This is a genomic window from Fulvivirga ligni (assembly GCF_021389935.1).
In the GTDB taxonomy this organism is placed as follows: Bacteria; Bacteroidota; Bacteroidia; order Cytophagales; family Cyclobacteriaceae; genus Fulvivirga; species Fulvivirga ligni.
Genome location: NZ_CP089979.1, coordinates 5,559,444 through 5,584,456 on the forward strand (window position 1 = coordinate 5,559,444; position 25,013 = coordinate 5,584,456).

Annotated in this window: 28 protein-coding genes; 4 read left to right on the plus strand and 24 right to left on the minus strand. The window is 36.4% G+C overall.

The features are described from left to right. Positions 1–4 precede the first annotated feature (4 nt). The 8 genes from LVD16_RS23540 to LVD16_RS23575 form a co-directional block, all read right to left on the minus strand. Positions 5–1,726 carry a methyl-accepting chemotaxis protein gene (locus LVD16_RS23540; RefSeq protein ID WP_233770750.1) on the minus strand — a complete coding sequence of 574 codons (1,722 nt, stop codon included), beginning with the start codon at positions 1,724–1,726 and terminating at the stop codon, positions 5–7. A gap of 12 nt (positions 1,727–1,738) precedes the next feature. Then, entirely contained in the window at positions 1,739–3,016 is a 1,278-nt protein-coding gene (locus LVD16_RS23545; RefSeq protein ID WP_233770751.1) for an alginate export family protein, read from the minus strand. A gap of 32 nt (positions 3,017–3,048) precedes the next feature. After that, positions 3,049–3,513 (minus strand): chemotaxis protein CheW, encoded by a 465-nt coding sequence (locus LVD16_RS23550; RefSeq protein WP_233770752.1) that lies wholly within the window; start codon positions 3,511–3,513, stop codon positions 3,049–3,051. Between the two features lie 22 nt (positions 3,514–3,535). Beyond that, positions 3,536–5,578, minus strand: coding sequence for a chemotaxis protein CheA (locus LVD16_RS23555; RefSeq protein ID WP_233770753.1), 2,043 nt, complete (start codon positions 5,576–5,578; stop codon positions 3,536–3,538). Beyond that, positions 5,547–5,939: a response regulator gene (locus LVD16_RS23560; RefSeq protein ID WP_233770754.1), complete on the minus strand. Its 393-nt coding sequence runs from the start codon at positions 5,937–5,939 to the stop codon at positions 5,547–5,549. Before LVD16_RS23560 ends, LVD16_RS23555 begins: the two co-directional genes overlap by 32 nt. Positions 5,940–7,176: 1,237 nt before the next feature. Next, positions 7,177–7,881 carry a hypothetical protein gene (locus LVD16_RS23565; RefSeq protein ID WP_233770755.1) on the minus strand — a complete coding sequence of 235 codons (705 nt, stop codon included), beginning with the start codon at positions 7,879–7,881 and terminating at the stop codon, positions 7,177–7,179. A 335-nt stretch (positions 7,882–8,216) separates the two neighbouring features. Beyond that, positions 8,217–9,155 carry a fascin domain-containing protein gene (locus LVD16_RS23570; protein ID WP_233770756.1) on the minus strand — a complete coding sequence of 313 codons (939 nt, stop codon included), beginning with the start codon at positions 9,153–9,155 and terminating at the stop codon, positions 8,217–8,219. A 102-nt stretch (positions 9,156–9,257) separates the two neighbouring features. After that, positions 9,258–10,001, minus strand: coding sequence for an SOS response-associated peptidase (locus tag LVD16_RS23575; protein ID WP_233770757.1), 744 nt, complete (start codon positions 9,999–10,001; stop codon positions 9,258–9,260). 6 nt (positions 10,002–10,007) lie between these two features. On the opposite strand from LVD16_RS23575, the gene LVD16_RS23580 reads away from it, so the two are divergent. Next, positions 10,008–10,277: a hypothetical protein gene (locus LVD16_RS23580; RefSeq protein ID WP_233770758.1), complete on the plus strand. Its 270-nt coding sequence runs from the start codon at positions 10,008–10,010 to the stop codon at positions 10,275–10,277. On the opposite strand, the gene LVD16_RS23585 is transcribed toward LVD16_RS23580, so the two are convergent. Beyond that, a complete protein-coding gene (locus LVD16_RS23585; protein ID WP_233770759.1) occupies positions 10,262–10,630 on the minus strand; it encodes a hypothetical protein in 369 nt (122 codons plus the stop codon). The genes LVD16_RS23580 and LVD16_RS23585 overlap by 16 nt on opposite strands. Before the next feature lie 170 nt (positions 10,631–10,800). Here LVD16_RS23585 and LVD16_RS23590 point away from each other — a divergent pair, with 170 nt between their 5' ends. Continuing rightward, complete coding sequence (locus tag LVD16_RS23590; RefSeq protein WP_233768951.1) at positions 10,801–11,076, plus strand: hypothetical protein; 276 nt, start codon at positions 10,801–10,803, stop codon at positions 11,074–11,076. Positions 11,077–11,115: 39 nt separating this feature from the next. Here the strand turns inward: LVD16_RS23590 and LVD16_RS23595 are convergent, their stop codons facing one another. From LVD16_RS23595 to LVD16_RS23645, 11 genes are all read right to left on the minus strand, one after another. Further along, the gene (locus tag LVD16_RS23595) at positions 11,116–12,288 is read right to left on the minus strand and encodes a zinc-dependent alcohol dehydrogenase (protein WP_233770760.1); all 1,173 of its coding nucleotides are present in this window, start codon (positions 12,286–12,288) and stop codon (positions 11,116–11,118) included. A 170-nt stretch (positions 12,289–12,458) separates the two neighbouring features. Next, positions 12,459–13,049 (minus strand): DUF1989 domain-containing protein, encoded by a 591-nt coding sequence (locus tag LVD16_RS23600; RefSeq protein WP_233770761.1) that lies wholly within the window; start codon positions 13,047–13,049, stop codon positions 12,459–12,461. Beyond that, on the minus strand, positions 13,049–13,747 hold the full coding sequence (gene gntA / locus LVD16_RS23605) for a guanitoxin biosynthesis heme-dependent pre-guanitoxin N-hydroxylase GntA (protein ID WP_305038991.1): 699 nt from the start codon (positions 13,745–13,747) through the stop codon (positions 13,049–13,051). The genes LVD16_RS23600 and gntA overlap by 1 nt, the downstream gene beginning before the upstream one ends. Before the next feature lie 983 nt (positions 13,748–14,730). Next, a complete protein-coding gene (locus LVD16_RS23610; protein WP_233770763.1) occupies positions 14,731–15,087 on the minus strand; it encodes a hypothetical protein in 357 nt (118 codons plus the stop codon). Then, positions 15,084–15,296 (minus strand): hypothetical protein, encoded by a 213-nt coding sequence (locus tag LVD16_RS23615; RefSeq protein WP_233770764.1) that lies wholly within the window; start codon positions 15,294–15,296, stop codon positions 15,084–15,086. The genes LVD16_RS23610 and LVD16_RS23615 overlap by 4 nt, the downstream gene beginning before the upstream one ends. Before the next feature lie 509 nt (positions 15,297–15,805). Then, positions 15,806–16,006, minus strand: a complete 201-nt coding sequence (locus LVD16_RS23620; protein ID WP_233770765.1) for a hypothetical protein — start codon at positions 16,004–16,006, stop codon at positions 15,806–15,808. Positions 16,007–16,277: 271 nt separating this feature from the next. Next, entirely contained in the window at positions 16,278–16,415 is a 138-nt protein-coding gene (locus tag LVD16_RS23625) for a hypothetical protein (RefSeq protein WP_233770766.1), read from the minus strand. Between the two features lie 334 nt (positions 16,416–16,749). Continuing rightward, positions 16,750–17,832 (minus strand): alkene reductase, encoded by a 1,083-nt coding sequence (locus tag LVD16_RS23630; RefSeq protein WP_233770767.1) that lies wholly within the window; start codon positions 17,830–17,832, stop codon positions 16,750–16,752. 89 nt (positions 17,833–17,921) lie between these two features. Continuing rightward, positions 17,922–18,815 (minus strand): NmrA family NAD(P)-binding protein, encoded by an 894-nt coding sequence (locus tag LVD16_RS23635; protein ID WP_233770768.1) that lies wholly within the window; start codon positions 18,813–18,815, stop codon positions 17,922–17,924. A gap of 71 nt (positions 18,816–18,886) precedes the next feature. Further along, positions 18,887–19,663 carry a pirin family protein gene (locus tag LVD16_RS23640; protein ID WP_233770769.1) on the minus strand — a complete coding sequence of 259 codons (777 nt, stop codon included), beginning with the start codon at positions 19,661–19,663 and terminating at the stop codon, positions 18,887–18,889. An 82-nt stretch (positions 19,664–19,745) separates the two neighbouring features. Beyond that, the gene (locus LVD16_RS23645) at positions 19,746–20,684 is read right to left on the minus strand and encodes an NADP-dependent oxidoreductase (protein ID WP_233770770.1); all 939 of its coding nucleotides are present in this window, start codon (positions 20,682–20,684) and stop codon (positions 19,746–19,748) included. 194 nt (positions 20,685–20,878) lie between these two features. On the opposite strand from LVD16_RS23645, the gene LVD16_RS23650 reads away from it, so the two are divergent. Further along, entirely contained in the window at positions 20,879–21,436 is a 558-nt protein-coding gene (locus tag LVD16_RS23650) for a Crp/Fnr family transcriptional regulator (RefSeq protein ID WP_233770771.1), read from the plus strand. Between the two features lie 80 nt (positions 21,437–21,516). Then, positions 21,517–22,329, plus strand: a complete 813-nt coding sequence (locus LVD16_RS23655) for an SDR family oxidoreductase (RefSeq protein ID WP_233770772.1) — start codon at positions 21,517–21,519, stop codon at positions 22,327–22,329. Positions 22,330–22,403: 74 nt separating this feature from the next. On the opposite strand, the gene LVD16_RS23660 is transcribed toward LVD16_RS23655, so the two are convergent. The 4 genes from LVD16_RS23660 to LVD16_RS23675 form a co-directional block, all read right to left on the minus strand. Then, positions 22,404–23,141 (minus strand): AraC family transcriptional regulator, encoded by a 738-nt coding sequence (locus LVD16_RS23660; RefSeq protein ID WP_233770773.1) that lies wholly within the window; start codon positions 23,139–23,141, stop codon positions 22,404–22,406. A 388-nt stretch (positions 23,142–23,529) separates the two neighbouring features. Beyond that, positions 23,530–23,736: a helix-turn-helix domain-containing protein gene (locus LVD16_RS23665; RefSeq protein ID WP_233770774.1), complete on the minus strand. Its 207-nt coding sequence runs from the start codon at positions 23,734–23,736 to the stop codon at positions 23,530–23,532. Positions 23,737–23,738: 2 nt separating this feature from the next. After that, on the minus strand, positions 23,739–24,275 hold the full coding sequence (locus LVD16_RS23670; protein ID WP_233770775.1) for a DUF2975 domain-containing protein: 537 nt from the start codon (positions 24,273–24,275) through the stop codon (positions 23,739–23,741). Between the two features lie 134 nt (positions 24,276–24,409). Further along, entirely contained in the window at positions 24,410–24,931 is a 522-nt protein-coding gene (locus LVD16_RS23675; protein ID WP_233770776.1) for a hypothetical protein, read from the minus strand. Positions 24,932–25,013 lie beyond the last annotated feature (82 nt).

Sequence of the window (25,013 nt, forward strand, 5' to 3'; positions counted from 1 at the left end):
AGCTTCAATATTTTTCGAAATCTTTATCCAGATCATCATTAGAATCTTCAAGTACTAAGTCATAACCTCGAGATGTTTCGGTTTTTGTTTTAATATCATCAGAACTTTTTTTGACATGAACAATTCGGCCGTTGTTCGGCTGAATTTTATTGATAGTATTTTTCGGAAGCACGTTCCTGTTTTCATCGTTCTCCAATTTGAAAAACGAAATAGCACTTCTTAGTGTATACGACTGATTATTTAATTCTTCTGAATTTGAAGCTAATTGCTCTGCACTGGCCGCATTCTGCTGTACCACAGAATTTAGCTGTTGAATCGCTTCATTGATTTGGTTTGCACCATCATTCTGTTCCAGGCTAGCAGCACTAATTTCAGCTACTAGATTACTCGTTTTTTCAATCTCTGGCACCAACTTACTCAACATGTCCCCAGCAGTTCGAGCTACTTTTTCACTACTATTAGAAATGTCGTCGATTTCCTTGGCTGCATTCTGACAACCTTCCGCCAGTTTTCTAATTTCAGCGGCCACTACTGCAAAACCTTTTCCATGATCACCGGCCCGCGCGGCTTCGACTGCTGCATTGAGAGCTAATAAATTTGTTTGTCTTGCAATCTCACCTATAATAGAATTCTTCCTAACAATGGTATTCATAGACTCTACTGTCGCTAGAACAGCTTCATTGGATTGACCCACCTGTTTATTAGAACTTAAAGCAATTTGTTCAGTCTCTTTAGCATTGTCAGTGTTTTGCATAATATTAGATGCCATTTGCTCCATGGAAGCTGAAACTTCCTCCACCGAACTAGCTTGCAAAGATGCACCTTGAGAAAGCTGACCAGCCGACTCTCTTAATTCCACACTGGCTTTGTTTATATATTCTGCACCTTCAATCACCACCTGAATTACATTACGCTGACTCATGATCATATCATCCATTTTCAGTAATAAAAATCCTATTGGGTCCTTTTTATTGTATTTTTCCCTGTCAATTTTCATTCTTAAGTCACCTTCCGCTATTTTATCAACTATTGCCATGGCTTCATTTAAAGGCTTCGATATGCTATTTTTAAGATAAAATCCTCCCGCTATTATGAAAACGATGATCAACACTACCACTATCATAGAGTTTCTAAATATCCCCTCACTTAAATGTATACTGGCTTGATAAGCTTCTTCTGCTGAAGCTAAACTCAATTCGGTATATTTATCCATAGCAGATCGCATCGGCTCAAACGTTTTCATATATTCATCATAATAAATTGACTTAGCTTCTTCTATATTTCCAGTTTTAAGTAGGCTAAGAATTTTATCTGTAATAACCCCTAATTTGCTATGATTTTCTCTAAAAGATTTATCATAACTATCATATTTATTGAATTTTTCAAGTTTGGTAAATGCAGAAACTTCAAAGAAATTCGTATACCTCTCATGTACCTGATCAAGATTTTCCTTAATCTCAATTTGAGTTGAATTATATTGTTCAGATTCTCCATCTATAGCTAGAGATAGAGCATGTGCCATAGCTATACTCGATTGGTATGCATCTCTATCCGCCTCAATTAAATAATCAATACTAAGCAGGTTGTCATTATAAATTTTGTCTATTTCCAATTTCAATTTTTGTGTTTGCAGAGAATTATACACAGCCCCTGCAACGGATATTATTAATACAAAGGCAAATATTCCTACTATTCGCTGATTTGTCGTAAGTTTTGTAATTTTCATATACGAAGTATTTTAATCTTTTTTAACTGATGAGAATAATTTTGGCTTAGCAATAAGCATTACTGCTATCCATTGCTGATATCTATTATGATCACCACCTTTTATCAATTCCATAGATGAGGTTGCAAACATGGTGGCATAGGAAAATCTGGCACTTAGATATTCATTAATTGTATGTTTTAATTGAAAGTCTATTTCATTTCCTAGCTGGGCATCAGCTTCCTGCAGAGTTTCCGGATCTAGAAAGCTGCCTCCGAAGGCAAAATTATGATATGAAAATTCCGCCTCTGTTTTTGTAGATAACTTGTAGAAGATACTACCGAATGTATTTCTTACTCCACCTCCTTGGGTATTGCTTTCGATATTGAGAAAATAGTCCATATACCCATAGTATCTATGTCCATCTCCAAAGAGCTTATTAAAAGAACGGTTGACTTGCTCGCCACTGAGTTGATCATTGCCGCTAAAAAAATTCACTCCGGCAGCTAGCTTAACTTTTTTAGACACTTGATAGGTAGGAATAATGGAGAACATATATGCTCGGGTATCCAAGCCGGACGGAGCTTTACCATATTGATAATAGAAGGAGGCCTGTGTCTTCAGATCAGATTCTTTATTCCCTTGATTAATGTATACCCCAGAGGTATACCTTGGATACAAGCTTTCAAAGTTGTCTGGATCTTCATTACCATCTACAGCATTCAATACAGATAATGAAATCTGCTTATTTAACGTCTTATTAACCCATAATATAGCTAGGTATTTATAATAGTTAACATTATAAGCGCTCTCCTGATACTTGTTAGCATCATTATTATAACCAGCAGCTAGTTGAATGTCCCACCCCTTTTTATTCCACTGTAGAAGCGCCAAATCATGCGAAACTGCTATATCGTTCCAATTTCTCATTCCGAAGATCCTTCCATCATCTAAAACGAGGTGTTGCCTACCAATTTTCATAGCAAAACCTTCTTGATTTTCGCTGAAATAGTATTTTACCCAACCTTCAGAGAGATTTATATTTGGAACGTTAGCTCGTTCATCATCAGCCCCCCAAATTCTGGCATTCTGAAATGAAACCTGAATTTCAAATTGAGCATCTTTATAACTTGTGATAAGACGTGTTCTTTGAGAAGAAACTAAGGCAGGGTTGGTATTATCATCCAATAAAATACGAGCCCCATCCCTATATTCCGACCTAGCCCTAAAGTTTGCATTAACAGTAAATTGCGAATACCCTATCGAGACAAAACCTAAAAGGATAAAACATGACAATAAAAATAGCTTCATAAGCATTGGGTTATAGTTAAAAAATATCAAGATTAATCTCCCATGTTTTTCAATAAGCGCACTTCATCAGTAGAAAAGGTTTTATGTATGTCAAGGACAACAATAAAATCCTCATCACTTTTGATGATACCCTTTACAAATTCAAGGTTATAATTTGCTTCCAGGGAAGGTGATTCATGAATATCTTCCTCACTCTTCTCCAAGACATCAAGAACTTGGTTCACCATGGCCCCAAATTTGATAGTTTTATCTAATGATGGGATTTCCATAACTACAATGCAGGTATTGATATCCGTTTTGATAGCTGGTAATCCAAATTTGATAGACGTATCGATAAGTGGTAGGACCTGCCCTCTAAGATTGACTACACCTCTCATGTGCTCCGGGGCCTTGGGAATAATAGTAATCTGAGGTACTTCTATAATTTCAATAACATTTTCAATTTCCAGAGCAAATGTCTTATCCGAAAGTTTAAAGGTTAAATACGATTTTTTCATTCTTTCAATTTCAGAGTTCATACTATTTGTTTTTCGCCTTTTGTGCTACGAGCTTGTTGACATCTAAAACCAGAGCTACGGCTCCATCTCCCAATATCGTAGCGCCAGAAACAAATTCTTGCTCTTTATAATAGCTACTTATGGGCTTGATAACTGCTTGGACCTTGTCTAATATTTCATCAGCAATTATTGCTACCTTTTTATTTCTACATTTGACTGTGATAATATTGCTACAATATGGAATTTGCATGGTGTATAGCGAAAGCTCTGATCGCAAGTCTACAAATGGAATGGCCTCTCCATCCAGCATTAATAAATTGTCAAAATTATCCAGCAATGATTCTGATTTAACTTCATAGCACTTATCAATATCCGCGATTGGGATTACAAAGGATAAATGATCCGCCTTAATTAAAAGGCCATCTATAATTGACAGCGTCAGAGGTACCTTTATAGTAAACTTAGTACCTTTACCAGCTTCCGATTGAACGATAACTTCACCATGGATGGACTCAATATTCTTTTTTACTACATCCATACCAACACCTCTTCCAGAGACATGCGTTACCACTTGAGCCGTCGAAAATCCAGGTTCAAAAATCAGAGATAAAAGCATTTCTCTGGATAAAATGCTATCATCATTTACCAGTCCAGAATGAATTGCTTTTTGCCTTACCTGCTCTTCATCTATACCTCTTCCGTCGTCGCTAATTTCTATATGTACATTGGCCCCAGAGTAAAATGTATCTAATAAAATTCGTCCCTTTTCGTCTTTCCCTTTAGCACGTCGCTCATCTGCTGATTCTATACCATGATCTACACAATTGCGTAAAATATGAACTATTGGATCGGAAAGCTTATCTATAAATATTTTATCCAATTCGGTATTTTCACCACTGACGTGGAAATCTATATCTTTGCCCACAGACAATGAACAATCTCTAACGAGCCTTCTAAATTTTCCAGTTAGTCTATCAATGGGTACTAAAGTCATATCGAAAGCAACATCCCTCAACTGACGTATGTGACGTTCAATATTTTCCACCACCCCTTCAAAATATGGGTCTTCAAATTGTTTTGAAAGCCTTTTAAGACTGCCTTGATCTGTCACTAATTCACTGACCAAGTTCATCAAAGCATCTATTTTGTCTGTAGACACTCGAATGGTACTATTTGACTGACCGTTATTCCCTGAATTAGTATTATCCTCAGTGGTCACTAAAGATTCTTTTAGGGACAGCACGTAAGCTGACAATTCGTTAAGTTTTTCTTCGGCAGGAATTTTATTAAGTGCATTTAACAATTCGTCAAATCCCAATTCTTTAAAAAGATTGAAATTGGCAACTTTATGGATATTAAGAGCAAGCTCATCTTCAATAAACATGAACTGGGCCTCTAAATCTTCTTTTGTGGACTGGCAGGCTAGATAAAGGTCCCAATGCTGAATTACATGATTATCACCATCTGCATAATCAACCTGTAATTTTTCTTGTCCCAATTCCTGCATATCTTCTATGATGTTTATTACAGGATGTCCTGAAGACAAGTCAATTTCCGACACAGGAGTAATTGACAAATAATAGGTACTTACGTTCTCTTGATTCTCCTCTTCAATAAAAGCCTCCAACATGGCTCTCTCTTTGCTTTGATCAGTATTTTTAATAGAATCAGATACCTTCGCTGATATACTTTCAATTTCTCTTAATAACACCTGATTTTTTGCCAGCAGATCTTTTTTGTTAAGTTCCGGATCATCCATCATTTTCTTTAAATGATCAATGTAGGTAAGCAATTTATCTGCGATCTTTAACTCTCTATCGAAAAGGTTTTGCCTCATACCATCCAGTACTGATTCAATCATATGAGCAAAATCTCCAAGATGGGTTAAGTTAAATATATGTGCTCCACCCTTGAAGGTATGTAAAGCCCTAAATGCCTCTTCGATAAAATTGACATCAGGGTTGGCTTCGTAGGATAATAAGGCTTGTTCAGCGATTTCTAGCTGTTCATGACCTTCCTCCTTAAACATCTGATCATATTCCAACATCCTTATTGTTTTTCTCAATAGTGTATTTAATAATATTGATAAAGCTGTCGATTTTGTAAGGCTTTTCAATCCAGGCATTTAACCCTGCCTCTTTTGCCAACAACTTTTTATCGTTCGCCTTTTCGGAGGTGAGTAGTACCACCGGATACTTTTGTAGGTTCTCATCACCCTTAATAGCCTTTAAAAGACCAAAACCGTCCATATATGGCATATTATAGTCAGTTAAGACCAAGTCAATTTTGGTATGAGTTTCTCTTAGTATTTCAAGTGCTTCCTCTCCATCACCAGCCTCAAGTGTTTCAAAACCATATTTCTTTAAAGTATCGGCTATTACCTTCCTGATACTTGCAAAATCATCGACTACTAAAATGGTGTGCATACTTGTATTGATTTGAATATATTGATAACTTAAACAATACAAGTGATAGACCTAAATTATAAAATACTGAATATCAATGTCTTACGATTCAACTAAGCATTAACCTATTCCCATATAGGGAAAATTTTACTTATTTAAGAATAACCGTAAATATGATACTTAATTCTTAAAATGAGACAATTTGAATATTGAATTGTAATTGATTAAATAATTTATGCTACATCTAATTTTTTTAAAATAAGTCTTTTTAGTTCTAGCTAAAATGAAAATTTGTAAGTCAAAGCAGAATACTGAGCATTCAATAATTAAGAGTATCTCTATCACGTTACTATCTACCAAATTCCCATAGAGACAGAAATATATTGTAAACAATAAAATCAATTATGGAATTACCCATGCTGTAGAGGGTAATTGCTATACCTGTAGACTTCCTTAGGTTATCACCGCCATAGAGCGTGATTAAAGGAATGGTTATAAATTACTAATGAGGGCCACAAAAACAGATTAATGAGCTGGTAAATATTAATGATTTGAGGTAAGAATGTTTGGTGAGTTATATGAATAGCTTAACGAGACTTAAATAACTATATGAGAACCAATAAAATGGAATAAAGCTAAAATTACACATTTTCATCAACTGTTAATAGATTATTTTGTTTAGACTTTGTAGAAATATATTAAACAGTCTCATGGAATGTATATTTATAAGTGATCGACTGGAGGAGCTAGAGCTTTTCCATTATTGTTATTATAGATTCTACAGAAACGAGTCTAATCTCAGCCTCTTCAATAATAGTGAGGACCTTTTTTATCATTTAAGTACTAAGAATAGCGACAAACTATTTGTTATTTTTATTAAGTCAGATATGGATATTGGTCCGAATGGTTTTCAAATAATAGCTCGATTAAGGACCTTAGGAATTAATTATAAATGCATTTTATTAGGCTACTTGTTTAGTTATGAAATGCATGAATCCAACTATGATGATAATAGCATATTCTATATACAACCGCAGTCTTGGGAAGGGTTTAAAATAATGTTTAATAAATACCTTAGTTTAACCAAAAACTCAAACCAATAAAAAAATATACATATAAAAAAATTATTATTTTCTCTTTTAATTTGATTCTGAGACTACATAATTGCGTTTTATCTCACTTTGTAAAATAAGAGCCTACTAGCGTGAGCTTTTTGTTATGTATACTTTTCTTGATGTTTCTAGTCATGAAAAACTCTTTAAAACATTCGCATACAATCATTAGAATCGAAACCAATAATACAGCAATCATATTGAAAATCACATCCCATTAGACCCAGCCTTACCCATTCGGGAAAGATGTTATCTGGAGGAATAGGAATGCATGAGACGATTCCAAGATTAGGGATATATTCACAAAGTTCATCCGCGGTTATGATAGCCCTATTGAAAAGGTTTTGATAGCACCTGTTACGTTGATCAGAACAATATTCTTCTCGGTCCGGACTTAAAATCTTACCAGAGTTGTTAATTTTAATTTCTAAAATCAGCTCCGAAAAGATTTGGCTTGCAAGTTCCCTTTCCTGGGTTATCAGTCCAAATCTCTGAACAATGTTAATCCAGCTATCCCATAATTTTTGCTCAGCTTCATTCATTGTTTCTATAGAACCATAGCCTAAAGCAAGTGCCAATTCAAGTTTCTCATCTTCCGAAAGAGATGATTCTCTTTCAGAAAGCTCGTAGGCTACAATATAATCATTGATATTTTCAGCATTAGTGACCAATTGATTAACAAATTTCAGGAACAATGTATCTGTTTCTAAATTATTCAAGCTTTCAAATGAGATGTCAATATCGTTGGAATCTTCATGATTGCGCTCCGAACAATGATTAAAAAGTAAGAACAGCATGCAGCAATAAATGAGCAATAAGGAGATCTTGGTTGAATTTAGGTGACTCATCATAATCATCTTTGTTTGAGGACTAACTTAAGTACATGAAGGATGTAAAGGGTGTCAAATTATAAAGTGATACTCCAAAAAATAAAAGACTTGAATGTCAAGATGATGTCAGTCGTCGCCATATTGTAATCTACCCAGATGTATCGAACTTCTAATACTATACAAAGGTTGCAAATTTGCACTCTAATTATAATTCAATAAAACGATCCGTTAACTGTTAAGAAGGCCTACATTCTGTGAGGCCTTCTTTCGTAATTAGGTAATAGATGTATCTAACAGATGCAAATGGAAGATGAAGCTGTGTGTTAAATCCTTTATTAAGAATAAAGTACTGCCGTTTACTCACAATCCAAACACTGCCATTCTACTATACCACTACCTGAACCAAACCTCTCCATGGTGTATTTTTCTATATCTATTAAAAACCCTGTTTCACTGGAGTTTTGCGTACAGCAGCCATCGCAATCTGAATCTGCACACATATCATATACCATAGCGTCTATCTGATGATTTCCCTGCCTTAGTCTAAAAGTCTTTAACTTATACTGGTCAGCATCTTTGGAATGAATAGCTATAATGTTATGATTCATTACCCATGCTTCAGTCATTTTACCATCAATAAAGGCAAAATACCCAGCCCATTGACATCCATTATAATAAATACATTCATCACTTCCTGGATCAGGATAAGAAGTGTAATTAGTTAGGTTAGCCAGATTCCAACCATCATTATCATCTGGATTGCCGTTGTGATTAACAACAGTAAATTTTTCCCAAGCCTGTATAATGTCTCGATCACACATCATTGGGTTTTCTCCATTGCCAGACGATACATATTTGCCATTACTACCTTGAATAGAAATAGTACCATCTGCATTTTCAATGATAGTAAACAGTTCCCACCCTTGAATACTATTGCGATCGCACTTCATGGATTGCTGGCCATTTTCAGAAGATAGATATTTGCCCATGCTTTTCAGTGCTACCCGACCATTCCCCTGATCAATTACGGTAAATTTCTCCCAGTTATTGGCAGCCTCGCGGTCACAATACATGGCCCCAGTCCCATTTTCGCTACTTACAAATAACCCATTGCTACCTTTCAAGCTAATGATATCGTTAGCTGCTACTCTAAAATGACTTGGGCTTATCTTTGAGGCCTGTATACCGCCTTCCCCCGGATATTCGGGTTGTAGATCTGAATGGTTAGTATTACAACTGCATAATAATGCTAACCAACACACACAGATTGTGTGATTTAAAAAGTTTTTAATCATACTAAATAGGTTTATGTTGAACAGGGTCACTCTTTAGTCACCCAATTGCAAAACGCTTTTAGCTAATGATTATTTCAATAATTAACGTAGATTACCATTTTATTAGGACGTAAAATCCAACTCAGGATAAATTTTAGCTTCTAAAATTTCAGGTTTATTCCCCAAATAAACTTTCCCTCTCAACTTGCTCACATTATACCATGTAAGTTGCTCTTGATCAAAGGGCATAATTAATTCCAGCAATTGTTTTTTATCTAAATCGTCTTCAATAGGCTTTAACCATTCTTTGTGAAACTCTTTAGGTATTATGGCTGGCATACGGTGTGTCTCTGAAGCCTTTGGATTATTGTGAATTTTAGCCATTATGGGATTGGCTTCAGTAGTAATGATGGAACAGGTGTTTTTGCCGTTCCAATTTTCCCAAAGCCCTGCTAATGCTATTGGCTCATCATTTTTCATTCTAATATGAAAAGGATAGGTATTCTCTTGATAATGATGGTGTTCAAAAAATCCGTCGACAATAACCAAACATCTCTTGGATTTAGCTGAATTTCTGAAACTGGGTTTATCAAAAATTGTTTCCCCTCGAGCATTTAGGGTCGTATTACTTATCTTAACAGAAGTAGCAGCATCCTTCACCCAAGGAGGTATTAAACCCCATTCAAATAATTGAAAGACATCCGGGTCTTTATCGGTAACTACTGGTAAATCTGGGTGACTAAAGCCGCTAGAGTGATATATAGGAGGAGTCTTTTTTAGAATTTCATCAATTGACTCTGTAGGCAAACCCAAATGATTTGCATATTTCTTACTTTTAAATGTTAAGGCAGTAACATCGTAACACATACCATTATGTTCATTTATAATTTATTTGAATGTGATCCTGATGGAATAGGAAACCTTTTAGGTACATATTCCAAACCAGAATACGCAGTTGAAGCTGCAAAATTATTTTTAGATTCCCCAATCCTTTATCATAATACTTTACTTGCTACATACGACGATGTAATAAATGAATTAGATGATTGGCAAAGTACTGCATTTCTAACCTCTGAATCAGGGGAATTTGGAGGATGTCTTATCATTAAAACTTATATAGACTTAAACTATTTTGAGTTATGATCGGAGAGAACTTTAGGCTTTCGTCTATTCGCTCCACAAGTCTCCCCTAGTTCAGGAAATAACTCAAATAATGATCTAAACATCTGGATATCTCTAAAATTGATATGAAATTCATCTCCAGCGCTATCGGTCCACTCAATATGAAGCATTACCTTGGCGATATTCAAGGGTCTTTTTAATCTTGTGATATGCTCAATATCATCAAATGGCAATGACCCTCTATCACACTTCATCTCTGGTAAATTGTCAATTCTGAAAAATTTTTCTTTACCTCTATAAAAGATTGTCAGATAATGAAATTTCCCTCCAAAACCTTTTTTCTTAACCTTATAAAACCCTACCTCCAATTTCATGATTTATTATATTAAGTATTTTGCTAATTTAATTAGCAATTGCTAATTATAAAATCACTTGATGAAAAATAAGATCATATTGCGTTAAATATCTACCAATTTGCGTCAACAATTTTTAGAGTTATGGGTTAGGTGTATTTGAACATTGACTATTCAAACCTTGGAGAAAGATGAGTAAAATTGATGATCTAAAGCAAATTACTGAGTACACAAAAAAATTGCAGCAAGCCTCTTTGGAATTAAGATCCAAACTGACAGCTATCATTCTTTATAATGAACAAAGTACAGCTCTCAACTCCGATGAGAAAGAATGTATTGATAACATTACCAAGGTCATTAAAATGAAAGGTGATGAACTGGTATACTGTGAAAATAAGCTACTGGAAGTAATTGAACATTTAGTTCTTGAGAAGGAGATGACCGCTGAACTTAAGGAATTTGGATGATAAATAAAGGTAGATGATAAAATAATCTACCTTTATTTTTTAAGGAGTCATTACCACCTTAATGCATTTATCCTTCTTATCTCTGAATGTTTTATATGCCTCAGGAGCATCATCCAGTTTCAATCTATGTGTGATAATAGCCGATGGATCAATTTCTTCACTCTTGATTTTGTTTAATAATGGCTCAAGAAATGCTTGCACATGGGTCTGTCCCATTTTAAAAGTGAGCCCTTTATTCATAGCCGCTCCAAAAGGTATTTCCACTTTATCGATGTACACGCCTGGAATTGAAACATTACCACCCTTCTTACAACATTTGATGATTTGCTCTAAAACATATGGGTGATCACCATCAATTCTTGCCAAATCTTTAATATCATCCTTAATCACTTCTAATCTACCTGTCCCGTGAGCTTCCGCTCCTACCGAGTCAATACAACAGTCAGGACCTTTACCAGATGTCATTTCCATAAGCAAATCATATACTTCCGTTGCATCGGTAGTATTAATAGTTTCAGCCTTTCCGAAAGACCTAGCTAACTCTAGTCGCTCAGGTACGGAATCAATAGCTATTACCCTAGAGGCTCCCATCATCCAAGCGCTTTTAATGGTGAATTGCCCCACTGGACCACAGCCCCAAACGGCAACTACATCACCATTTTTAATACCTGCATTAAGTGCAGCCATATAACCTGTAGGAAATATATCTGAAAGGAATAGTACTTTCTCGTCGCCTAACTCCTCAGGTACTTTAATAGGACCTACACTGCTATAAGGAACTCTTACATATTCGGCCTGACCTCCAGAAAAACCACCCGTCATATGTGAATAGCCAAATATACCGGCAATAGCGTGTCCCATGTTCTCTTTTCCAAGCTCTGGTTTAGGATTACTGTTATCACATAACGAGTATTCATCCTGCTCACAGTAAGTACAATGACCACAGGAGATGGTAAAGGGCACCACTACGCGATCACCTTTCTTAAATTTGGTCACATTTTTCCCTAACTCAACAATCTCACCCATAAACTCATGGCCTAGAATGTCTCCCTCCTGCATGGTAGGAACCAAACCTCCCAATAAGTGAAGATCTGAGCCGCAAATGGCGGTGGAAGTAACCTTAATTATTACATCATCCGGATCTTCAATAATTGGATCAGGAACTGTATCAATACGCACGTCATTTTTACCGTGCCAACATAGTGCTTTCATACTTCGAATATTTTAAGTTTAGATTCAACGTATGAATACTAATATCATACCACTACGTTGGACTATTTATTGTCTGCTTTTTGATTTTAACAAGAGTAAAAAAGCCCCATTACAGGGGCAATATTGACTCATTAATATCTCTAATAATTAAACTCATTGCCTTAAGGAGGTTAATTGAGTTGGTTTAGCACTTCAAAGTGAATAGGCTTAAAACTTCCGTTATTACTATCCTCGGCTGAGCAAGCTGTTAAACCTACGATCAAATTCATTTCCGCCTTAAATATCACATAGTCTCCCGATTTACTAGTTGGTGGACATACTTCAATTTTTCCATCTGATGCAAATTTTACGTTCATAAAAATATTAAACGCAGTGGGTATATCATCTGGACTTATGTCATACTTCGCTAGGTTAGTATAAAGGTTTTCGAAGCAACTGGGGTGATAGCCTTCATGCTTATACATGATCTCAAAAGTTTCAGGACTACAGGGTGCAAGTAGGAAGTCATTTCTCCCGTTAGTATCTTCAATGATACTAGCCATTACGTTCGATCTGTTACTCCACAGCTTATGTCCTTTAGTTAATAAAAGTGTCTCCTCAAAATCCAGAGATTTGCCTGATGATATTTTCTCCCTTATATCATCAGCGTTGAAAAGTACCATATCACTCACCTGTTCCCCATTTGGATCAATTACCTTAAGGTATTGACCCTTTTTAATAGTGAATGCTTCTCCACTCTGCTTTTTAATAATATGTAACATTAAACTCTATTTTGATTTAGAAATGGGCACTTCCATCGATTATCTACGGCTCTACCACTATACTGCCTGGCCTCACTACTCTGGCCAAAATCCTCCAACATGGGATTTAAGTTTCCTTGAACTGTGGCATCATTGTCACGGATTTTTTTCTTCATTACTTGGTATTTCCCCGATGCTTTTAGGTTTTCAAATTGATAATGCAGATTAAAAACCATAGCTGGAATAGGGCATTGTCTGGAAAGTCTGGAACTTTTAGGATGCATACCTACAATATAAAATGCTTTCCCTCCTACGCTGAAACTAAAACTGTTATCTTCAGGATTATCACTCACCGTACCATCCCAAGAGTAATTATCAACACTATTTAAGAGTTGAAGCTGCTGCCACATTACAGTTTCGAACTGCTTTTCTGATCTTATTTTTTCTAAAGAAAAAGAGGCAATAAAACTGTAAAACTTTTTGGAATTACCCTCTACACTTTTGGTGAAGGTAAGAAGGTCTTGATATAGTTTCCTGGTGGATTCTACATTGTTGAAATATTGATAATCTACGATTTTAAGCGTATCCGATTTTAGTGTCGATTTTCCCATTAAACAAGGAAAGTTATCATCTGCTATATGTTTTTCTATTATTGCTTGAGCGTTCATTGTTTTAGGTTTTAAATTTGAAACGCTAATACAAAATTCACTCCGGTACATAAAACCATAGAAAACAGCCTTTTATCTCGATAGCTAAGGAATTAGAGCAACATAATTGACCAAGCGTTTCTACAATTCTTTAAATATCGTCAGGTGGCGATTTTGAAATGTGACGAGCGATGGTAACCTACGCTAGTGGACCATCGTGTCTCATTAGATGATACTGCCCAATTAACTTCCGATTTAATTCATACTGTTCATATAGCACTTATATTGGGAGCCAGCTTCATTCCTTTCCATTTATAATTATCTATCAGGCTTTAAGTAGGATTATCCCTCAACCTAGAACCAACGCTAACCAGCCATTTTTAATACTACTTTTTTTATTATTCTCTACAGGACTATAGCACTGTCCACATAGAAATTTGACGTTTAAATCTAGTTGATTTTAATCGATACTGCAGTATCTTTATATTCGCGTTATAGTCCAATACAACGCAATCTATCCATTGAAGGCCCGAAATTTTGTGTGGCCTTCTCATATTGTACGCCTTTTTCAAATAAGTAAAAATTAAATTTACATAAGTTAAAGTATATGCCACTACGCACACACCCTATATACATTGAAACTGAAAACAAGGAATTTTTAAAAATTGATAAATTCTATGAGGGAAGGTTTTTCATTAGTTCTCCAGCAGTTATTTATGATATTCAAACAGCAACATTCTACGATATATCTACAAATGAGTTGAAACCTATGGCTTTAAAGGCACGGCATCCGAAATTTTGGCGCGAGTGGCTATCTCAGCGCAAAAACTCAGATAGATTCTGATAACAATAAAGAAAGTGTTAGCGCATATAAACTAAAAAATTCCAATGAATTTATATTTTAGTTTTATAGATTTATACCTAGTGTTAGAGAATGTAAGTTAATAGAGGCCATTCCGTTCTTATAGGAATGGCTTTTTTTGATTGCATTTCAGCGTTTGCAACAAGACGATTACCTTGCACTATAATTATACTTAAAGATACTTCTGTCTTTTTCAGTGCGCCCTATTAAAATCTGGATTGGTCATTAAATACCATACAGCTCCAAGCATAATGGCTAATACGTCTAATGCATCAGCTACAAAGCGATCTGATAAATAAGGGAATAGCACCTCTGAAACTATGGCTAAAAAGATGGTGGTTATAATAACATCAACCGTCTGCAAATTTTGATCAAAAATCAAATAACGCTCTGCAGCTTGTAAGTGAAGCGCAAGTGCGCTCATGCAAAAGGGATCAAGGTAGTAATCAATGAATGGTATGCTTATTTTAAAAATAATCTCCAGCAACTGATGCCCCAAGAAGATTACAAGTGGTACAAGAAAGCTGTAATTGATGATGCGGTCAATCATAATGCGATTAAGAAGGCTACAATTAGTGAAAATAATAAAAAAGGACTTAATGCTATTAGCAAAAAGATGCCAATAATATGTAGAATTGTCTTACCAATTTTAACTAAAATGCTATCACCTGGCTTCCAAGTAGTCTGCTCTCTAAAGGATTGAAAGAATCCCTTAGCAGCTTTTTTAAAGCCTGATGCATTTGATTCAACTTTGCTCATTTAGGTATTTTATTAAAGATGTATTTCATCCTTCTAAGTACCAACGGATTTAGAATACCCATGTCAATTCCTAATCCCTCCTTTGATGCTGCTTTAACTATAGCATATTAAATGATTATAAATCTAATATGTTTAAGAAAGATAGTATAAATATATCCTCTGGGACGGCAAGACTACACCATAGGTCCATATTTGCAGGTGGCTCTTTGCATGAAAAGTACTTGGGATTATATCTGGCAGATTTGACAAGTCACCACAAAGAGTTGAGCTCGTAGTGTACCGCCAATGTTATGGGCTGCAGCATGGTCTTCGCTTCCTTGACAATGCAAGATAGCAATTAGCAGCTGAAAGGATATGATTTATCATCCCAAGCCTCTATTTGTATTAAAATACTCTCGTCCCCGGAATATAATACATTGAAGGGTTCTTCAACAGTGTGTTTTATACAGTTCATCACCGGCAATAGACAACTGAGTAGGAAATTTAATTTTTTTCAGATATCTAACAATTTATACTCCCGCGTAATTATCGGACAAATTAAGGTCTACAAAAACAAAATCTGGATATGTATTTATCTCACTCTGTACAGCGGCCATAAAATCAAGCACATAACTCCATTTTCTTAATTGGTACGCAGGACTAATCTTTTTCAAAACATACTCAAATAGATGTAGTTCATCCAAAGAATCATCTAATAAATACAATTCCATATTAATTTAGTTTATTAATTAATATAGCCATTATATTGCTAACAATTGTGCTTTTAACCGATACCGGGTTATTTTACTGATATTTACGTAGGTATTAATTCTTATAAGTGAATAACAGCTGCATATTTGAATCAATGGCGTAATAAAGGCGGGAGCGTTATCTATTCTGGCCGGTTTATATAGTTATAGATTATATGCACTAAAACCCTCGCCCCGACCATTAATCTATTAATCAAATTTGTAGTTGCATTTTCAAAAAAAGTAGACGAATTTAATATCCACCTACTTTTTGTTTAATTCCTGACGTTTTACCAATCCCATGTTCCTGTATGATTTCAATCAGCAGATTAAATTCCTTAATATCCCTAATGCCTTCAACTGAAGCAGGAACATCGATATGTAAAAACATCCAAACGTGTTTTTGCCCTTCAAATCTTTCAATTTAGCTTTGACTTGTATCGGTTAATGGAGTGGTAGAAATTTTTAGAATCGTCATTTAGCACCTCATCCATACCAACCAAAAGGAATACCGGAAGAAATTTTCGAACCTAAGTTCACTGGGGTCTGCCTGAGCGATATTGTTTGAAGCATAAATTAACGCATGACTGTATAGAAACTCCTTACTCAGAATCGGATCCACTTCTTCTTTTTTATAACGTACGTCTCATCATCACTCTTTAAATCAATGCAGGGAGAAAGTAAAACCAATTTTGACGGTGCTTTTTTTTAATTATTTAGAATATTTATTTACTTAAGAATGGGTAATCAATATATCCCTGTTCACCACCACCGAACATTGTAGCTCTGTCTGGCTCATTTAACTCTGCATCTAATTCAAATCGCTTTGGCAAATCCGGATTGGCTAAGAATAGGGTGCCGAAGGAGACTAATTGGGCGATTCCTTTCTCTATCTCCGCTTCGGCTGAATTTTTGTTGTATCCTGTATTTGCGATCACAGGTTTGTTTATTCTACTGCCATACATTTCTACTTCATCCGCGGTTGGGTATTGAGCTGGTGGAGGGAAGAATGGATTTTTTTTCATTATTTCGACAAAAGCAAAGTCCAATTTATTGAGTTCGTCAATTAGATAGTTGTAAGTTCCAACCGGGTCGTCATAAAATATATCTCCGTATGGGTGGTATGCTGAAATTTTAATTCCCACTTTCTCACTCCCTACTGCAGCGATTAATTCCTGCATGATTTCTAAAACGAACCTTGCCTTGTTTTCAAAACTTCCACCATACGCATCGGTTCTTTGGTTAGCACTCTCTGCCAGGAACTGATTCGGCAAATACCCGTTGGCAGCATGCAGTTCTACACCGTCAAACCCAGCTTCCATTGCGTTTTTAGCTGCTTGTCCGTAATCCTTTACGGTTTGTTTTATTTCGGCAACCGTGATTTCCTGAGGCGTTTCATAATCTTTTAAGCCTTGTGAGGTAAAGTGCTGCATCCCTTTAATGCCCACTGCAGAAGGAGCCAATGGCAATTTTCCATTTCTATCAATTGAATGTCCGGCACGACCAGTATGCCATAGTTGGGCAATGATCTTACCTCCGTTATCATGCACTGATTTGGTCACTTTTGTCCAAGCCTCTATCTGCTTATTTGTATATATACCAGGTGTGAGTGGACTACCTGTAGCTTCTTCACTTATTCTGATAGCTTCGGTAAAGATTAAGCCTGCACTCACTCTTTGGGTATAGTATTGAACGGTCATATTACCTACTACACCGTTCATATCAGCACGGCTTCTGGTCATGGCAGACATAGCCATTTTATTTTTTAGCGTTAGGCTTCCTAATTGTGTTTGCTCTAATAGTTTCATTTCAAATGGATTTTTCTTTTGAATTAATAATAATGATGTAAAGTTGATCTAATGGATCGCCTTAAACTTGTACCAGATCACTAAGCTGGTTACTGATTAAAAATTGGGAGATAGACTTCATTTACAAATTGCTCTGCGGTGGTGGTTGTAGTAGTGGAATCATCTCTTTTTTGGTAATTAAATATTCCATCTTTAATGGCCACTGCCATTCCCAATAGGTTATCTACAAAGTCTTCAGAAAACCCATTACCTAAAAAGATCTGTTTGGCCTGTTCTACCGGAATTTGCACATAGGGTAATTCAGGTTTACCAATGGCTTGACCGATAATGTTGGTAAATTCCTTGTAGGTATAATCCCTTGGGCCCATCACGGCATGAATACTCTTGCCTGTAAAGTCCAGTTTGGACAAATGACCTGCCGCAATTTTGGCAACATCCTGAGTGGCCACCATCGGAATGGCAGTATCTCCATCAGCTGCTGTACCCGCAATTCCCTTCGCTTTAACCAAACCAATGATTCTTAGCCAGTTTTCCATAAAATAGGCTGAGCGAATGTGCAGTACGTTTACATTTTCTATTTGATTTAATCGCACTTCTTGCTCTCCCGTACCACCCATCATGCCGTTGCCTTCGTGCATGTGAGAACCCAGGCTACTCATATTGACGATGTATTTGATACCTGATTTCTCGATGGCCTGAATGTAGTTGCTGGTTACCTGACGTTGGTACGCCCTGGTGTTTTCTGCTTTTGGATTGTCGGGCAAAATGAGGAATGCACTATCTGCATTTTTGAAAGCATTGGTAAGGGTTTTTACATCAGTGACATCACTACTAATTACCTCTGCACCCATACTTTTAAATTTTTCCAGTTTTTCTGTATGTCGAGCCATTACAGTTACCTGATGTCCTTCATTCAAAAGGATTTCTGAAATTTTGCTACCTACTGTTCCTGTAGCTCCGAGTATTACTATCTTCTTTTTCATTTGGTATTCTTTAAATTGTTATTGATTAATTATAAGACAAAGGTGCATAGTGGTGGATCCATAAACTTGTATCAGATCACTGACCTTTGATTTATTAATTGTTTTTGATTGCCACTGTACATCCCTTCTTCAAAGTAAGTTGCGTCCGTTTGTGTGGTGAAAAGTACCATATCGCTTGTCTCTAATGCCATGAAAACTGGACTTTCATTTTCAACCAAAACACTTTCCCCTGATGTAATAATCGTATCTTCATTTACCTGTATTTTCCCCTTCATTAGATAGAATAAGGAAGCGATGTTGTAAGAATTGTCATTCGGTAGTTCGATTTCATTGCCTTGCTCCAGACGTGTATCCATCAGCCAGGTATTGCTTCTGATTTGGAGCGGATAATCATCGCCTTTGCCAGCAATTTTCCGCCACTGATTGAGGCTGTAAACTTCCTGTAAGTCATGAAATTGTACCTGTGGTTTTAATCCACCCGTTTCCGGTCTGATGAATATTTGCAAGCCTTCCAGTGTGCCTCCTTCTATCAGGGTTTTCTCTTCATGATAGAAGCGTGCTCCAGCATTCATCATCATGAGTTTCTGATTGGAGATGATGTCCGTAAACCCTTCTGAGTCCAGGTGCTTTACTTTCCCACTTCGTAGGTAGGTGAGTATCTCATCATCCTGATGAGGGTGCATCGGTATCAATGTGCCTGGGGTAATGATGGCCTGATCTATCCTGCCAATGGTGGCAAAACCTGTATCGTTTAACTGAGGGCGGATAAGACCGGGGTACAAAACCTGTATCCCAAATCCACCTCTTTGCTTCCCATATTTGATGTTATTATCAATCTTCGTTATCATTTTCTTTGAATCTTATTGTGATGTAAAGGTGGCTTTCCGCAAGGCTGAAAACTTGTGTCAAATCACTGTTCTATTGGAGATTTTAGTTGATTTCGATAGCCACCTTGCTCACAAAACCGCCCTTTTCTGCATATTGGTACGCCTCCACGGCTTGCTCAAAGGGAAACACTTTATTCACTTCTATTTGCAGGCCATTGTCGATTGCTGAAAGGAGTAAGTCCATGATTTTTGAGGATGGACTGGAAAGAATCACTACGTGTTTTTTACCTCTAAATAAGTTTTTGATCAGTGAGACAGGGATATCAATAGGTTGTGGTACCGGGTTTAAGAATAATGATTTGGGCTTCATTATTCGTTTGGCATTGGCATAACCCATCTTACCCGATAGGTCAATGATGATGTCATAAGTGGTAGCTTGAGTAAGCACATTTACTTTGGTGTAATCTATTACGCTATTAGCTCCCCATTTTTGCGCATACTCCAATCCTTTGGTACTGGTAACGGCTGTGATATGAGCATCTTTCTGCTTTAGAAGCTGTAGTAAAAACATCCCAAAACCACCTGTTGCACCATTGACAAGAATTTTGGTTTGTGGGTTGATTTCACCCATTTTGTGTAAGGCTGTAACTGCAGCTATCCCTACAATAGGAATAGAAGCGGCTTCTGAAAAACTCAGCGGTGCAGGTTTTTTCCAAACTAAAGATGATGGAACAGCCACATATTCGGCTAAAGCACCTTCTTTCATGTTGTTTTTGACTACACCAAAAACTGCATCGCCTTTTTTAAAGTGAGATGTTCCCGGATCTTCAATGATCCCTGAAAAATCAACACCTATGTGTTTGGGGAATTTGGAGCCAGACATCAGTTTCATTTCACCCTTTCTGATTTTCCAATCCATGGGATTGATAGAAACGGCTTTGACCTTTACTAAAACTTGATTTGATTGGATAGAAGGCTTAATTTCTTCTACCGTTTGTAATACCTCTGTATTGCCAAACTTTTGATATGCTATTGCTTTCATGATATTTTGTTTATTATTTCAAAATGATATCACAAAGCTGCATATCAGGGCATCCGAAAAATTGTATCAAATCACTGTTATGCTTATAGGTCCGATTTTGTTGGACTCAAAGTCTGGCAGGTGAAATCATTAAAGAAGAAAACTTTTTACCATATGGTAAATGATGATAAATGGCTATTAATAAATTTGTGATAATGAATGAATTTATAGAATACATATTGCAATTCGGAGACTTGAACCGCCAGCAGCTTGACTTGATCAGCAGTAAGGCGAAAGAAGTAGAGCTGAAGAAAGATGATTATTTTTCGGAAGCTGGAAAGGTGCTGAAGCAGGTGGGGTTTATACGGGAAGGCATACTTCGGACATGTTACTATAACAACAAGGGCGAGGAAATCACTAAGATTTTCTTGGAAGAAAATCATTTGCTTTATAATCTGAAGAATGCACCTTCTACAGAATATATTCAGGCCGCCACAGATTGCAGGCTGCTCGTGTTTTCTAATAAAGATTGGCAGGAAATTTCTGATACCATTATTGCCTGGGATAGTATCATTCAAAAACTCACTAATAAAGCGCTGGTTAAAAAGCTGCAAAGGGTAAGCCCTCTTGTTTCTCAGGACGCTACTACCCGCTATCTGGAGTTTATGGAAAAATACCCTACACTGGCTAACCGTATTCCCTTATCGTACATTGCATCCTACCTGGGTATCACCCAGCAATCACTGAGCAGAATAAGGAAAAATATACGCTAAGTTGCTATTTACCATTTGGTAAACAGGTTCATATTTTCATTTGGGAGCTTTGCAGCCTAATCATTTAAATAATTAGAGATATGAACAAGACCATTTTTATCACCGGAGCATCATCAGGATTAGGAAAAGCAACTGCCAAATTATTTGCTGCACAAGGGTGGACAGTAATTGCTGCTATGAGGCAGCCAGAAAAAGAAACAGAACTATCGGAGCTGGAGAATGTGCATCTTTTGAAATTAGACCTTATTGATAGTGCGAAAATTTCTGAAATTGCCGCCAAGGCCGAAGCAATCAGTCCTGTAGACGTGGTATTGAATAATGCTGGCTATGGGTTAATGGGGCCTTTTGAAGGAACCACTGACGAACAGATAACGCAGCAGATCAATACTAACTTTCTGGGAACCATGCTAGTTACCAAAGCTTTTCTTCCTTATCTAAGAGGCAGGAAAGCAGGTGAGATTATTACCGTGACCTCTTCTACGGCTAACATTCCTTATCCATTTGTAGCGGTTTATGCGGCCACAAAAGCGGCCTTAGAAACCTGGACAGAAGGCATGAGTTATGAATTAAAAAACTTAGGTATAGCTATCAAAACCATAGTACCTGCTTATATGCAAACCAGTTTCGGAAGTAATGCGCAAGTGGCTTCTCATCCTGATTATAAGGAAATGTTTGAGCACTATATCACCGCTATGAGGGCTGACTCCTCTACCAAGCGTGATACGCCAGAAAGCATTGCTAAGGTGATTTATGGAGCCACTTTGAATAACTCTGCTCAGCTGCATTACACCGCTGGCGACCTTTCTACTGAAGAATATCAATGGCTGAAAAAGGTAGGAATAGAAGAAGTAATCGAAACAATGAATCATCACTTCTTTGAAAAAGAAATGTAAAAATCATTTTCAATAAGAAATAAACCCCAAAATAGCCTGAAAAAGCAGCTTTGGGGTTTTATATTTTATGCTCATTAGTAAATTTCTATCAAATCGCTATTAATTTTTAATGCTTTGGGAGGCATACCAAACATCTCATACATGTACTTATTGAATTGGGATTGATCGTAGAATCCAGTGGCGTAAGCAATATCGGTTAAATTTCTTTCTTTATCTGAAAGGGTTAGAAGTATTGCATGTCGTAGCCTTGTCCACAACAAATATTTGGATAGACTGCTCCCAGTCTGTTCTTTAAACAGAGCTGCTAATCTGGAAGGGGAAAGAAAAACAATCTCAGCAAATGTTTGGGGTGTGATGCCTTGGTTTGCATAGTTGGCATGAATGTATTCAATGATTTGGGAAACCCTTTCATCGTAATCCAAAGTAGGTATTTTGGATAAGAGAGCATTGATGATAGTGTATATATCAAAGGTTTCTCTTTCTAATTGAAAGAAAGAACTGGTTTCGGATGGCGAGTTGAAGACCAAGAAATCCTGATTAGACTGAAGCCTGTTTGCTAGCTCTAATCCAACAGTAGAATAAGGTTCAACATTCACCACATTTAAGGTTCCTTTTTCTGCAACACAATGGTGTTTTACCTGCGGTTTGATGATGAAACCGTGTATTTGTTCACATAGCTTGCCATTAATGGTAGAAGTAAATGGCACATCATTTGATAACACCATTTGATAGGCAGAATGATGATGAATCTCTACCGTGAGATTACGTGCCTTTAGGGCCAGCATAAAGGGAGTTGATAATTGTTTAATCATATTGAATGCCAATGTAGAGTTTACTTAGATATAAATATTCTACGACATAGGCTTGATAAGGGTGTCGTTTTGCTAGTAACGTCTGAATAATTGAAATAAACATTCCCTTATTCAATTACGGGGTCAATTTAATAAATTTAATATTAAAATAAATATAAGCGTTGTGAGACTTCCCAGTCACAAACAAATACTCATACTTACCAGTATTACGTGAGTTAATATATCAGCGTTTTGTGAGACTTTTAATGTTTGATGTAATTGATAGGCCAGGCTATGCAAAACAGCGATGGGGATATTACCACCATGCCGAGCGTTGTGGCAACAGAGGATAAATACATTATACCTATCACCAAGATAAGCTTCTGGCACTCTTTTTTGAATAAATGAGTCATTCAGACTTATATTCCAAAATATCTCCTGGTTGACATTCTAAAGCCTCACAAATAGATTCAAGGGTGGAAAAGCGAATGGCTTTTGCTTTTCCTGTTTTTAATATGGATAAGTTGGCAGGAGTAATTTTAAGAATTTCTACCAATTCCTTCGATTGCATTTTTCTCTTTGCAAGCATCACATCTAAATTAACTACAATAGGCATAATTAAATCGTAAGTTCGTTTTCTTCCTGCAGCGTTATTCCTTCTTTAAAAATGTCCGCTAAAAATAACATCAAATAACCTAAAATAAGAAAGACTATTAATTCAGTTGACAATAAGTCTATCACTCTGTTAGAAGTCTGCGCCCATAACAGTACCGAGATATCGATTATTAGGGTACCAAAGGCAAAAGCCAGAAATGATCTACCTGCCTTTTTAAAGGCTGAACCTACCTCCTTTTGAAAAATAATATTCTCTGAAATCAATTTCGTGGTATTATTTAATTGGTAAAGGCCTAGAAATATGAATCCAAATACAACGATGTATAAAATGCCAAAAACTAAATAAGCTGATATGGGCATATCTGCATCAATACCATTCAAATTTACTTTAGAGAAAAATGGCTCTTCTGGTAAACGCCATTTTTTTATCAACTGAAATGTCCATTGCAAATATTCGATTAACTTCATTACGGCGAATATAATCCCGACCAGATAAATAGCCTTAAAGGCCTTAATCCCCTTATTAGTGTTGTGTGACATATTGATTTTATTTACTTATTGTAAATATATAATAATTTATCGCAAAACAATAATTAAAAATTATTAATCAATATATTTTACCCACACCCGTGATTTTTTATAGTCACTTCTTTTATAATATTCCACTGAAACTGCTAAAACCCCACCCCCAACCTTATTGGAATAAAAACTGAACGCTGAGTAAATAAAACACCAGAATGCATGTAGAGCTTCATTTTGTGGTTCATCCTTCGTTTTAAGCCTAGATTGAGTTCCAAAATAGATGTTCCGCGTTCTTTACTCTGCCTGGACCAGCGTTGACTGTAGCCCAGGTTTGATCTCAAATAAAACTTTGTCTTTTTATAAGTAGGTGGTATAAACTCAAAAGTAGAAAAGGCTGTTATGCCGTGGATGCCGCTATTGCTGAGGTCAAAATTCAGATAGCCCAGACCTAAGCCTACAAAAGCTTTCTCGCTAGGCTGAAGACCACAGATGGCATTTAGATTCAAACCATATGATTCATCAGCCAGTCTTGAGTTATTAAATTTTTGACTATTGATGTGATTGAATAATATGTAACCTGCTTCAAATTTTCCTTCAATCTTGCTTTGAGCATAGCCAGATGAAACTATAGAAAAGAGTATGAAAATAGTGATGATAACCTTGTTTATTTTCACCCTGTAGCAAGTTAATATAAAATATTAACCAAGGTCATCACTATAATAGTCCCAAGACTCAAGAGTATTATCTTCCTAGAAT